Genomic DNA, 12792 nt, shown 5'->3' with positions numbered 1-12792 from the left:
GCGGGCTGCCTCATCGCGGGGATGAGGCAGCCCGTATTTTTTCGCGGCTCAGGCCCGTTCCACGCGGATGCGCGCGGGCAGGCCGTTGATGCTGGCTTCTTCTTCCGTGCCGGTGAGGCCCTCGGGGCCCACGAGGATGCTGGAGGCCAGCGTCTCCCGCGCGATCAGCTCCCGCGCTTCGTCCGTCACGCGCTTCACGCGCGCGTCGCCGTCTACCCAGAGCTGGATGCGGTCGGTGTAGCCCAGCTCCATGTCCTTGCGCGCGCCCTGCACGCGGGCGAGCAGTTCGCGCACCAGGCCCTCATCCACCAGGGACTCGGTCAGCTCGGTGTGGAGCACCACCACGCCCACGCCCATGCCCGCGGCGGCGTAGCCGGGGTTGGCCTCCACCAGCGTCTCCAACTCCTCGGCGGTGAAGACCAGGTCCTCGCCGGCCACCGTCATGGCCACGCGGCCCGTCTGGAGCAACTCGCGGTGCAGCGCGGCGCCGTCACCCGTGTCGAAGGCCTTGCGCACCGGGGCCAGCTTGGGGCCCAGCCGTCCCCCCACCGCGCGCAGGTTGGGCCGGACGCGGAAGCGCACCACGTCCGCCTCCGGGCTTCCCGGCTCCACGAAGCGCACCTCGTGGACGTTCAGCTCGTCCGCGATGAGGTCGCGGTACACCGCCACGCGGTCCGTCAGCTCCTTGCGCGCCAGGATGACGTCCGCGCGCGACAGCGGCTGGCGCACCTTGAGGCGGTTGTCCGTGCGCACCTTGAGGCCCAGGGAGACCAAGTCCCGCACCGCGCCCATCTCCGCCGCGAGCCCCTCGTCGATGAGGGACGCATCCACAGTGGGGAAGCGCGCCAGGTGGACGCTCTCCGGCTGCGTGGTGGGCCAGGGCTTGCGCACCAGGTTGCCCCACATCTCATCGGCGAAGAAGGGGATGAAGGGCGCGGACAGCGAGGCGATGGTGGTGAGCGCCTCGTAGAGCGTGAAGTACGCGTCCTGCTTGTCCTGTTCGAAGCCCGGCGCCCAGAAGCGCGAGCGGCTGCGGCGCAGGTACCAGTTGGACAGCGCGTCCACCAGCGCCACCATCCGCTGGGCCGCGTCGTAGACCTGGTAGGTGTCCAGCGCGCGGGTGACGTCGCGCAGGGTGAGGTGGACCTCGGACAGAATCCAGCGGTCCAGCACCGGCCGCGCCTTCACCTCGCGCCAGCCCTGGCTGCGGCGGATGGCTTCCCACGGCGAGTCGGACGCGTCCGTGTTGCCGGCCGCGGGGTTGAAGCCGTCGATGTTCGCGTAGATGGTGAAGAACGAGTAGACGTTGCGCAGCTTGACCTGGAAGTCCTTCTGCAACAGCCGCACGTTGCTCAGCGAGTGCCGCGTGTTCGACCAGGTGGGGCTCGCCGCGTAGAAGAACCAGCGGAACGCGTCCGCGCCCGGCGCCTTGGCGGCGGGGTCCTTCAGCACCACGCGCTCGGAAGGCGCCAACCGGGGCACCTCCACCGGCATGACACTGGCGCCACGCGCGGAGGGCGCCACGTCCAGCGTCTGCAGGTCAGCGGGCGCCAGCAGCAGCACGCGGCGCTTGAGCTTCTTGTGCGCCTTCACCGTCGCGGTGATGACCACGTCCGGACGGTCTGGCCGGAAGAGCTGCACCTTGGCGCCCTCCTGGATGTCCAAGCCCTCCAGGTCCTCGCGAGCGATGAGCGCCACGCCCGGCTCACCCGGAACGCCGGCCTCCGTGGCCGTCAGGACCGCGAAGTCCATGCGCACTTCGTCCAGGATGATTTCCGGCGGCGTGTAGTTGCCCTTGGACTTGGACTCCTTGCGGCCCTCCTTGTCGGAGACGTGGCCCAGCACGATGCAGCTCTTGTACGGCTGCGGCCAGCCGCGCTGGGGTGACAGGCCCATGCGCGCCTGCGTCTCCTCGTCGAAGATGAGCGTGCTCACCATCAGCAGCGAGTAGAACCATCCACGCGTCTGGTCGATGGCCTCGGAGATGAAGTCCGCGGGGAAGGCGCGGTTGAAGATCTCCCGCGAGCCCGGCGCGTGCGGGAAGCCCCACTGCGCGAAGGGCATGCAACCGGAGTCGAACCACACGTCGACGACTTCGGGCACGCGCTGGAAGCGCCCCGGGGTGCCGGGCTTCTCGAACGTCACCTTGTCGATCCACGGCTTGTGGACGATGAGGTGCTTCGCGTTGGCCTCGTGCGGTTTGCCCGCGAGGAAGGCATTCAGCTCCGCCTCCACCGCGGCCACGTTGTTGCCCGGCTTCTCGCGCAGCGCCTGGAGCGAGGGGACGGCCTCCACCTCACCCGTCTCCGAGTGCACCCATAGCGGCAGCGGCGTGCCCCAGTAGCGCTCGCGCGACAGGGCCCAGTCCACGTTGTTGGCCAGGAAGTCGCCGAAGCGGCCTTCCTTGATGTGCTCGGGCACCCAGTTGACGGCGCGGTTGTTGGCAATCGCCTCGTCCTTCACGGACGTGGTGCGGATGTACCAGGCGGGCCGGGCGAACTGGATGAGCGGGTCGTCGTCCGCGCGCCAGCAGAAGGGGTACTCGTGCTTGTACTGCTCCGTGAAGAGGACCAGCCCGCGCTCCTTCAGGTGGCGCTGGATGTCCTTGTCCGCCTCCTTCACGAAGCGCCCCGCGACGAGCGGCACGTCGTCGGAGAAGGTGCCGTCCGGCTTCACCGCGCAGAACAGCTCCAGCGCCTCCGGCTGGGCGAAGCGGGCCTTGTCCTTGCGGAAGGCCTCGTAGTCGTCCTCGCCAAAAGCCGGGGCGATGTGGACGATGCCCGTGCCGCTGTCGAGCGTCACGAAGTCCGCGCCCAGCACGCGCCAGGCCTGCACGTCTTCACCGCCGTCCTTCAGCGGCAGCCGCGTGTCGCCCGCGCGCTGGTGGTAGAGGTCGAAGGGCGGCTGGTAGCGCTGGCCCACCAGGTCGCTGCCCTTCTGCGTGGCGAGCACCGGCAGGTCCTGCTTGAGCTTCTTCGCCAGCGCCTCGCGCAGCGCCGCGGCGACGATGAGCTTGCGCTCGCCCGCGTCCACGGTGACGTAGTCCACGCCCGGGTTGACGGCCGCGTACATGTTGGACGGCAGCGTCCAGGGCGTGGTCGTCCACACCACCAGCGCGGTGTCCGGCGTGTCGCGCAGCGGGAAGGCGACGTAGACGCTCGGGTCGTCCACTGTCTTGTAGCCCAGGCCCACCTCCGCGGCGCTCAGCGCGGTGCCGCCCTGCGGCCACCACCACACCACCTTGTGGCCCTGGTACAGCAGGCCCTTGCGGTGCAGCTCCGCCAGCGCCCACCACACGCTCTCCACGAACGGACGGTGGTAGGTGACGTAGGCCTGATTCAGGTCCACCCAGAAGCCGATGCGCTCGGTGAGCCGTTCCCACTCGGAGGTGTAGCGGAAGACGGATTCGATGCAGCGCTCGGTGAAGGGCTCCACGCCGTAGCGTTCAATCTCCGCCTTGCCGTGGATGCGCAGTTCCTTCTCGACCTCCACCTCCACGGGCAGGCCGTGGGTGTCCCAGCCGGCCTTGCGGGGGACGTAGTGGCCCGTCATCGTCTTGTAGCGGGGGAACAGGTCCTTGATGACGCGCGTGAGGACGTGGCCGTTGTGCGGCAGGCCGTTGGCGGTCGGCGGGCCCTCGTAGAAGACGAAGCTGGGGGCATCCTCACGCGTTTCGAGCGAGCGCTCGAAGATGCGGCGGTCCTTCCAGAAGGCCTGGATGCGGCGCTCGTCGGAAGGAAAGTCCATCTCCGCGGGCACCGCATCGAACAGGGAAGGGGGCGTTTCAGGCATGGTGCGGTGCTTGATAGCACCGCCCGCGCCGGGGATGGATGCCCGTCCTGTGAATCAGTACAGCGGACAGATGACCGGCCCGTTGCGGCCACAGACGTTGCGGTCGATGTAGTAGCCCCAGTCCGGGCTGTAGTAGGCGTACATCGTCGGACCGCTGCTGCAGGACACGTACTGGGACGAGACCAGGCAGTGGATGTCCGGGTTGTACTCCGGGTAAAGCGCCTGGGACGTGGACTCCGTCGCGGAAGGCTCCGCCGTGGCTTCGTCCATGGCGCCACCACAGCCACCCATCAGCAGGGCGGCAATGCACATCAGGGTTGCGCGATTCTGGGGCATGGGTCTCTCCTGAGAGCGGCGTCCATCGCCGGGGTGTCGAGCCTAAGCTGGGATGGTATTGATTTCAGGGTAAGCATGTTGACGCCCGTGTGTGCGTGTTTCTAGATTCTCGGGCGTTGAGAATTTCCGCGCTCCTGGAATCGAGAGAGACATGAGAAGGCTGCTGCTCTGTGCCCTGTCGCTGGCTGTCGTGGTGGGTTGTTCCGACGCGCCGCCTGGACAGTCCATCGAGCAGGAGGGCTTCAAGGTCCTCCAGCACGACGCGACGACGCTGGAGGCCACGTACGGCTCCGGGGGCGCTGTGGTGCGGATGCTCGCGGTGGAGACGCAGGCCAACGTCGTCGAAGTGACGTACGACTTTGGCGACCCCGTCATCGGGTTCCACATCGACTTCAATCAGGGCGTAGGCCAGTTCATGCCGTCGGGCAGCCCGCTCGACGCGACCCATTCGCACCTGCTCGCGTCGCTGATGGAGGGGCTTGCCCGCGAGCTTCCCGAAGAGGGCCGCACCCGCGTCGAGGACGCCGCCGAGCGCCAGACGAGCTTCATGCAGATCGTCCCCGTGGGCGAGGTCCTCACGGCGTACGAGTACGTGTCCGAGCGCGGCTGGACGCACATCTCCTGCTCCTGCGGCCGGCAGTACATCGGCTCCGGCTACTACCGCACGGCGGGCATGGGCTGCGGCTGCACCGGCGGCTCGGGCAACGGCTGCAAGGGCCGCTGCGGGCAGGGCTGCGGCGTCACCAGCCTGCCGCGTTGCGTGGGCACCACGGCCTACACGCAGGACTGCGCCAAGCACGACTACGGCCTGGGCAGCTTCGCGGCGGCGTCGGATGACTACTCGTTCGCGGGCAACAACTGCAGCTGCAGCGGCGTGGGTTCGTGCAGTTGAAGAAGCGCGTGCTGACAGGTGCGGCGTTGGTGCTCGTCGCGGGGATGGCCCTGGGCTGCAACCGGGCTTCCGGGCCTTGTCCCGATGGCGCGCGGCTCCAGGGCCGTGCGCCGCCCGACGGGGTCCTCCAGTGGTGCGCCCAACTCGACGGCAAGAAGCACGGCCGTTGGGCGGAGTGGCACGCCACCGGGAAGCTGAAGACGGAGGGCACCTACGTCGACGGGAAGATGGAGGGCCGCTGGGTCAGCTACTTCGAGGACGGCGTGAAGCAGTTCGAAGGTGACTATCGTGGCGGGCTCAAGCAGGGCCTGTGGACCCTCTACTACGAGGAGGGACAGAAGAACCGCGAGGAGCTCCATTCACCCGGCTCCGGCCCGGTGAAGTGGACCGCTTGGCGCTCGGACGGCTCGAAGTGGGCGGAAGGGACGCTGGCGGGGCATCGCTCGCAGGGGGCTTATTCGGAGTGGCACCCCCATGGCGCGCTGGCCGTGCAGGGCCAGTACGAGAAGGGGGAGAAGACGGGTGAGTGGAAGTACTGGGACGTCGCGGGCGCCGCCACGGACGTTCCGCAGGGCGACTTCGACAGCGAGTGACGTCACGTCCGCCGCCGTGGGACTCCTGCTGGCGGCGGGAGCGTGCGGTCCTCCTGTTGTCCCCGTCTCTCAGGAGACGCTTACCCCGGCGCGGCAGGCCGTGGTGGGCGGAGCGCCCGAGCCGGGCTTCCCCGCGGTGGCCGCCATCGTTCCCGTCTCGCCCTTCTGTGGGGAGCCTGACGAGGTGGCTCGCGTGCTCTGCACGGGCACGTTGGTGGCGCCTCGGGTGGTGCTGACGGCGGCGCACTGCGTGGAGAACGCGGATGCTCCGCGGGTGTTCTCGGTGGTGTTCGCCGCGGAGACAGCCCGTGCCTCCGCCGCACAGCGCATCCGCGTGGTGGAGGGCCGGCTCCATCCCGCGTGGCGCCCGGGCGTGAGTGACCTGGGCGTGTTGATTCTCGCCAGCGATGCGCCGGTCGCTCCGCTGGCCTGGGCAGCGCAGGCGTTTCCCGCTGACGGCGTGGGGCGGCTGGCGCGGGTGGTGGGCTTTGGCGTGGACGGGGAGGGCGGCTCGGGCCTGCGACGTGGCGGCCTGTCCCGAATCACGTCGGTTGAAGCGGACGCGTTCTCCATCGAAGCGGCGCCAGCGATGTCGTGCGGCGGGGACAGCGGTGGCCCGGTGTTCATCGAACTGGACGGCCTCGAGCGCCTGGTCGGTGTGACTTCGTTTGGTGACCTCTCCTGCACCACGGGGACGAACAGCCGCGTCGACGTGCACGCGGACTTCATCCAGGTCGCCATTGAGGACGCCTCACGAGGCGCGCCCGTCCGGACGCCGGTGGACCCGGACGTGGACGCCTGCGCGCAGTGGTGCCGTGCGCATGCGGACTGCTCCGTGGGCATGGCGTGTGTCGCGCGGGCGGACGGCACCCGGAGTTGCGCGGTGGCGGGGCTCGAGGCGGGCCACTTCGGGCCTGCCTGCACCAGCGCGCGGGGTGAGCATCCGTGTGTGAAGGCGGGCTCGGCGTGCCGGCTGTGGCTGCCCTGCTCCGAGCCGCGGGATGCAACAGCGCAGGGAGGGTGCGCGGCGGCAGGGGGCGGAAACCCCGGCTTGATTCCGCTGGGGCTTCTGGCCTGGTCCTGGGGACGCGGCCGTCGCGCGAAGGGCGGGTAGTCCGCGAGCGCCTTCTGCTGCCCGCCTGCCCACCCCTCTGGCATGTTGTTTAACTGAGTGGTTTAGTTTAGGGCGGAGGTCGTTATGGTCACCCCCATGGTTCAGCAACGTTCCGAGCAACTCGACGCGGTCTTCCACGCGCTTTCCGACCCGACGCGGCGGGAGATGCTGCGCAGCCTGTCCTCCGGACCGAGGAGCATTGGCGAACTGGCGGCGCCGTTCAGCATGTCCTTCGCGGGCGCTTCCAAGCACGTCAAGACGCTGGAGCGTGCGGGGTTGGTGAACAGGTCGGTGGAGGGGCGCACGCATCGGTGCAGCCTCGCGCCGGCGCCGCTGGCCGGAGCGGCCGACTGGCTGCGTTTCTACGAGCGCTTCTGGAATGACCGGCTGGATGCCCTGGAGCGGGAGCTCCGCAAGCCCGAGCGCGGCAGCGCCAGGAAGGGCGCGCGACACGAGTGAGGGCCGGATGTGTCCGGCCGTCCTGTCGCATGCGACGTCCACCCGCGAGGAGGTGGACGCCATTCTCCAGCGCATGGGCTTGGGGCCCTGGCGTCCCGCTCAGCGGTGGGGCCAGAAGCGCGTCACGAAGGGAGCCGTGTTGGACGAGCCTTCGTCGGCGCGGAGGCCCGCCACGCACATCGAGCCATCAGTGTCGAGCGCGGCGGCGAGGGCAACCTCGGCTCCCGGCAGGTTGGTGCGGTGCGTCCGCAAGGCGGTCTTCCCATCCGAGGACAGCTGGATGAGGCCGATGCCATCCGTGGCGCCATTGATGGTGCTGGCCACCACCAGGACCAACTCGCCGCCATGCAGGATGCCCGTGCCCACCAGCCGCTCCTGCTGGGTTCCTGGCGCGGACCAGTGGGTGACGCTCTCGCCATCCCAGCCGAAGCTCGTATCAGGGCTGCCGCTCGCATGGACCCGTGTCACCGCGCCGCTGTTGGGGGAATCGGTGCCCGCATTCAACCGCGCGCTGCCGCCCACCAGCAACTTGCCCCCGTCCAGCAGATGCAGGGTCCGGGGGGTGAGGCGAGGCCAATCCGACGTGCTGCGGTACGTGAAGCTCGAGTCGGGCGTGCCGTTGATGTTGTAGCGACGCAAGGCCATGCGATTGCGGCTGGCATTCGTGGTTCCCGCCACCACGATGCGGTCGTCGGCCAGGGTGACAACGGCCAGGCCGTCCTCGTCTTCGCCCAGGTCATCCCAGGCCAGTCCATCCGAGCTGAAGGTCGTATCGGCGGCGCCCGTGGGCGTCAGGCGCATGATGACGAAGTCCAGGTCATCGTGCTGCACGGTGCCGGCGCCGACGATGCGTCCCCTCGAATCCACCGTGACGGCATGCAGCGCGGCGTTGCCCGCGGACATCTGGAAGGTACGCACCCCCGTGTCGCCAAAGGTGGTGTCCAGGTCGCCCGCCGAGGTGTACCGGGCGAAGAGCAGGCTCTGGTACTGCCTCCCCGAGCAGCTCCCAGGACCCGCGATGGCGCCCCCCGCGACGACGATTTTCCCGTCGGACAGCACGGTGACGGCGTCCACGTAGTCATCGCCGCCACAGACGTCCAGGGTGACGGTGCCCTGGGTGCCAAAGGCAGGGTCCAACGTCCCGTTCGCGAGCAGACGCGCCACCAGGACGTCGCGCATGCCGGTGGAGCCCGTGGCGCCCGCCAGGATCCACTTGCCGTCCGGCTGCGGCGCCAGGGCGTGGATGCGCACCTCCGGGTGGCCGAAGGCGGGCATCGCCACGCCATTGCCGCCGAACGACGAGTCCAGCGCCGCCGGGCCGGGCCGGATGACGAGGTTCAGGGGATGCTCGACGCGAGTCCCACCGCCGCTCGCGACCAGCGTCACGGGCACACTGCCGTAGCGGGCGAACTCCTGGGCGGCGAGCGAGAGCGTGGCTTGGGACTCCGTGTCGGCGATGACGGCGGTGGTCACGTGCACATGCTCGGGAAGCCCCTCGATGGAGAGGTGCACGGCATCGGTGAACGTGGGCTCGCGGGTGATGGTGACGTTCAGCCCCGCGCTTGCCTCCGGGATGAACCGGAGTGTCACTTCGGACGCGGTTTGGAGCGTGAAGCCGGGAGGCCGCTCTCCCGCGTCGGGGTCCTCCGTGCCGGCATCCGTGCCCGCGTCGTTCGTCGATGCCCCCGCGTCCGGCCGCTGGGTGCCCGCATCGGGTCTGGGGGAGGGCGACGGCTCCGACCCACCACAGCCCCAGGTGACGGGGGCCAGGCACAGGAGCATCAACGCCAGGAGCGACTTCCCGCGCGGCGATGGGAAGCCCATGACATCGGAGGAACCTCGACGGCGTGAATGTGCACTGTCCGTGGAAATCATATGAGCCGGCCTCATAAGCGAGGACTCGGCGATTCGTAAAGACAGACGCCTCAGGGTTCGCCGTGTTCTCGCGGTGCGTCATCCGTCCCGGGCCGTGTGCCCCGGAGCCGCCTGAGCAGGTGGCGCGGCCAGAAGAACAGCGCCATTCCGGCCATGACGAGGAAGAGGATGACGAAGGGCAGCACGAGCACGCCGCCGACGAAGCCGGCAGCCATGCCGCCCAGTCCCCACAGCAGGCCATGGGGAAACCCCAGGACGGCTCCGGTGAGGGTGCCCACCACCGCGCCCGCCAGGACACAGGGCTCGATGAGGTTCACTATGTGCTCCCACGTTGATGCTCGTCACGAGCCTGGGCAGGAACACGCATGAGCAAGTCGCGACGCAAGGTGGTCCTCATCACTGGCGCATCCTCTGGCATCGGTCAGGCCTGCGCGGAGCTCCTGGGGGCACATGGCCACGCCGTCCATGGTACCAGCCGCCATCCCCGCGCGGATGGTGCCCACCACCGGATGGCCGTGTTGGACGTCACGGATGAGGATTCCGTTCAGCGCGCGGTGGCGTCGGTGCTCGCGGCCGAGGGCCAGCTCGACGTGGTGGTGAACTGCGCGGGCTTCGTGATGGCCGGCGCCGTGGAGGACGTGTCCGTCGAAGAAGCCCAGCGGCAGATGGACACCAACTTCTTCGGCGCGCTGCGCGTCTGCCGGGCGGTGCTTCCCACGATGCGCGCGCAGCGGTCGGGCCTCATCGTCAACATCAGCTCCATGGGCGGCGCCGCCGGGCTTCCCTTCCAGGGGCTCTACAGCGCCAGCAAGTTCGCCCTGGAGGGAATGACGGAGAGCCTCCGGCAGGAAGTCGCCGCCTTCGGAATCGAGGCCACGCTGCTGCAGCCCGGGGATGTCCTCACGCGCGTGCGCGAGTACCGGCAGCGCGCCCGGCAGTCCGGTCCCGGGTCCGCCTACCAGGAGGCCTTCGAGCGCGTCATGAACCTGGTGGAGTCAGGAGAAGGCGCGGGCGTTCCTCCCGAGCAGGTCGCCCGGAAGCTCCTGGCCCTGGTGGAGCGGCAGCGTGTGGACGTGCGCTACTCCGTGGGGCACCTGTCGCAGCGCGTCGGCCTGGTGTCGAAGCGCCTGCTGCCCGGGCGCACCTTCGAGCACATCGTGATGGCGCTCCACGGCATGTCGCGGCGCTGAGCCGGGCCCGGCGGGTTGTACATTCCTGACATAGGACTGTCAGGGGCGGGTCGCAGGATGGCGTCCACGAAGCCCCTTGGGTTCTCCCGACCCAGGGGCGTTCGCATCCCACCTCCAGGTGCCACCCGACATGATTCCCTTCTTGATGATGTTGCCGATGCTCGTCCCCGCGGGTGTCAAACGTGGACGCTCCAGCAAGGCACGGAGGGAAGGGGGGCTGAGTCCAGTGCCTTCACCCACGAAGGAATCAGGAAGCGCGCCGCCTGTCCGTGCCTCCTCGCGGCGGCGGAGGCTGCCGGCCCAGGTCCTGGGGCAGCGGGCCCTCAACCGGGCCCTGCTCCAGCGTCAGTGGCTGTTGCAGCGCTCCCGGGCGGGCGTGATGGAGGCGCTGGAGCACCTGGTGGGGCTTCAAGCCCAGGTCACCCATCCTCCCTACGGCGCATTGTGGACGCGGCTAAGCGGCTTCCAGCAAGAGGCGCTGACCCGGCTCATGACCGAGCGCCAGGTGGTGCGCGCCGGGATGATGCGCGGGACGTTGCACCTGGTGACCGCGCGCGACTGCCTCGCGCTGCGTCCCGTGCTGCAACCCGCGCTGGACAGGGGGCTGAAGCACTCCTCCCATGGCAAGCAGTTGGCGGGCGTGGAGGTCCAGGCGCTGGTGGCGGAGGGACGGGCGCTGCTGGAGGCACGTCCCAGTCCCCGGGGCGAGCTGGGCCTGCGGCTCCAGGAGAAGTGGCCCGGCCATGATGCGAGCGCCCTGAGCATGGGCTTCTCGAGCCTGGAGCCGCTCGTTGCGGTGCCACCCTGTGGAACGTGGGGCCATGGCGAGCGGATGGTGTACGCCACCGCCGAGTCCTGGCTCGGCCAGCGCTTCGAGCCCGCCGCGCCGCCAGACGCGCTGGTGATGCGCTACCTCGCCGCGTTTGGCCCCGCGAGCGCCAAGGACCTGCAGGCCTGGTCGGGCCTGTCACGCATGGGTGCTGTCCTGGAGCGGTTGAGGCCTGAACTGCGCGCCTTCCGTGACGAGCACGGCGTCGAGCTGTTCGACATCCCGAATGCCCGGAGGTCCGACCCGGACACGCCCGCGCCCGTCCGCTTCCTGTCCGAATTCGACAGCGTGTTGCTGGCCCACGCGGACCGTACGCGCATCATCTCCGATGCCGCCCGCAAGCGAGTCTTCACCATCAATGGCATCGTGCGCGCCACCATCCTCGTCGATGGCTTCGTTCGAGGAACCTGGCGCATCGAACGTGCGCGCGGCACCGCGACCTTGTGCATTACGCCCTTCGCGCGGCTGTCGCGTGAGGACCGCGCCGCGCTGAGCGACGAGGGCGGGCGGCTGCTCGCCTTCGCCGCCGCGGATGGCCAGCACGCCGACATTCGCTTCGAGCGGGTGGGGTGAGGCTCAGGCGTTGAGCGTGCTCTCGTCGACGCCGGCCTCGGCCATCAGCGTGGCCAGCGCGAGCTTGAGCTTGTCCTTCGCCCGAATCTCCAGCTGACGGGCGCGCTCGCGGGAGAATCCGAAGTGCTCGCCCAGCTCGCTGAGCGTCATCTCCGCGTCACCCATGACGCGCTGCTCGATGATGAAGCGCTCGCGCGGGTCCAGGCGGCGCAGGGCGCGCTGCACGAGCTCGCGGGTGAGGTTGGCCTGCTGCCGGTCGGCGACCTCGTCCACCGCGGAGGTGGACTCGGACTCCACGAAGTCCAGGTGCGTGGCGTCGCCGTCCTCGCCCATGGGCGCGTCCAGGGACAGGTCGCGGCCACCCATGCGCTGCTCCATCTCGCGCACTTCGGAGGCCTTCACGTTCAGCTTGCGCGCAATCTCCTCGGCGTTGACGACGTTCGCGTCGCCGGCGCCCATCTTCTCCAACTCGCGGCGCGTGCGGGCCAGGCTGAAAAAGAGGCGGCGCTGCGCCTGCGTGGTGCCCAGCTTTACCAGGCTCCAGTTCTTCAGGATGCAGTTCTGGATGTACGCGCGAATCCACCAGACGGCGTAGGAGATGAGGCGAATGCCCTTGTCCGGATCGAACTTCTGCACGGCCTTCATCAGGCCGATGTTCGCCTCCTGGATGAGGTCCGACATCTTCAGGCCGTAGGAGCGGTACTCGTAGGCCACCTTCACCACGAAGCGGAGGTTCGCCGTCACCAGATGGTGGCCCGCGGCCAGGTCCCCCGCGCGGAAGCGCTTCGACAGCTCCTGCTCCTGTGGCTGGGTGAGCAGCGGGTACTGGTTGATCTCCGACAGGTAGGTGGAGAGCGAATCAGGGGAGGAGAAGGAGTTGGAAGCCTGCATGGTGTCTCTCGGGGAAAAAGAGATCTGGTTGGGGGACCGCGATGTCGCTACGGGGGGTTGCCCTTTGCGACCCACGTGCCAAGGGGTGGCACCATCGTTTCCAAGTGAATCCAGGGGTTTGCATCCAATCCGGCCCATGCATAAGGGCGGTAATCGGTCGTTTTTACAGCCAGCCCCACGGAAGTCTCTTCCGAGCGTCGACTGGCCAACGGCGTCGTTGGCGCCGGGGGGCAGGCAGGGGGAGCGGG

11 protein-coding genes are annotated in these 12792 nt (G+C 69.0%); 6 read left to right on the top strand and 5 right to left on the bottom strand.

All coding sequences use genetic code 11. The annotated features are described in order from the left end of the window. Positions 1-48 precede the first annotated feature (48 nt). Entirely contained in the window at positions 49-3792 is a 3744-nt protein-coding gene (ileS, locus tag F8M74_RS19335) for an isoleucine--tRNA ligase (protein ID WP_141258159.1), read from the bottom strand. Positions 3793-3846: 54 nt separating this feature from the next. Beyond that, positions 3847-4128, bottom strand: a complete 282-nt coding sequence (locus F8M74_RS19330; RefSeq protein WP_141258158.1) for a hypothetical protein — start codon at positions 4126-4128, stop codon at positions 3847-3849. A gap of 151 nt (positions 4129-4279) precedes the next feature. On the opposite strand from F8M74_RS19330, the gene F8M74_RS19325 reads away from it, so the two are divergent. The 4 genes from F8M74_RS19325 (at position 4280) to F8M74_RS19310 (ending at position 7186) form a co-directional block, all read left to right on the top strand. After that, on the top strand, positions 4280-5020 hold the full coding sequence (locus F8M74_RS19325; RefSeq protein ID WP_141258157.1) for a hypothetical protein: 741 nt from the start codon (positions 4280-4282) through the stop codon (positions 5018-5020). After that, positions 5011-5613: a toxin-antitoxin system YwqK family antitoxin gene (locus F8M74_RS19320; RefSeq protein WP_141258156.1), complete on the top strand. Its 603-nt coding sequence runs from the start codon at positions 5011-5013 to the stop codon at positions 5611-5613. The genes F8M74_RS19325 and F8M74_RS19320 overlap by 10 nt, the downstream gene beginning before the upstream one ends. A 16-nt stretch (positions 5614-5629) precedes the next feature. Then, positions 5630-6727: a trypsin-like serine protease gene (locus tag F8M74_RS19315; protein ID WP_141258155.1), complete on the top strand. Its 1098-nt coding sequence runs from the start codon at positions 5630-5632 to the stop codon at positions 6725-6727. A gap of 84 nt (positions 6728-6811) precedes the next feature. Beyond that, positions 6812-7186 carry a helix-turn-helix transcriptional regulator gene (locus F8M74_RS19310; protein WP_011556159.1) on the top strand — a complete coding sequence of 125 codons (375 nt, stop codon included), beginning with the start codon at positions 6812-6814 and terminating at the stop codon, positions 7184-7186. Between the two features lie 99 nt (positions 7187-7285). On the opposite strand, the gene F8M74_RS19305 is transcribed toward F8M74_RS19310, so the two are convergent. Both F8M74_RS19305 and F8M74_RS19300 read right to left on the bottom strand, forming a co-directional pair. Continuing rightward, positions 7286-9010: a hypothetical protein gene (locus F8M74_RS19305; RefSeq protein WP_228560113.1), complete on the bottom strand. Its 1725-nt coding sequence runs from the start codon at positions 9008-9010 to the stop codon at positions 7286-7288. Positions 9011-9111: 101 nt separating this feature from the next. Next, the gene (locus tag F8M74_RS19300; protein ID WP_141258153.1) at positions 9112-9378 is read right to left on the bottom strand and encodes a hypothetical protein; all 267 of its coding nucleotides are present in this window, start codon (positions 9376-9378) and stop codon (positions 9112-9114) included. Between the two features lie 48 nt (positions 9379-9426). Here F8M74_RS19300 and F8M74_RS19295 point away from each other — a divergent pair, with 48 nt between their 5' ends. Both F8M74_RS19295 and F8M74_RS19290 read left to right on the top strand, forming a co-directional pair. Continuing rightward, on the top strand, positions 9427-10251 hold the full coding sequence (locus tag F8M74_RS19295) for an SDR family oxidoreductase (protein WP_141258152.1): 825 nt from the start codon (positions 9427-9429) through the stop codon (positions 10249-10251). A gap of 130 nt (positions 10252-10381) precedes the next feature. Continuing rightward, positions 10382-11653, top strand: a complete 1272-nt coding sequence (locus F8M74_RS19290) for a winged helix DNA-binding domain-containing protein (protein ID WP_228560111.1) — start codon at positions 10382-10384, stop codon at positions 11651-11653. A 3-nt stretch (positions 11654-11656) separates the two neighbouring features. On the opposite strand, the gene F8M74_RS19285 is transcribed toward F8M74_RS19290, so the two are convergent. Continuing rightward, on the bottom strand, positions 11657-12544 hold the full coding sequence (locus tag F8M74_RS19285) for an RNA polymerase factor sigma-32 (RefSeq protein ID WP_141258150.1): 888 nt from the start codon (positions 12542-12544) through the stop codon (positions 11657-11659). Between the last annotated feature and the right edge of the window lie 248 nt (positions 12545-12792).

It is taken from the genome of Myxococcus sp. CA023 (assembly GCF_010998615.1).
GTDB lineage: Bacteria > Myxococcota > Myxococcia > Myxococcales > Myxococcaceae > Myxococcus.
The sequence above is the reverse complement of the archived record's forward strand: the minus strand, read 5'-3'. Positions and strand labels throughout refer to the sequence as shown.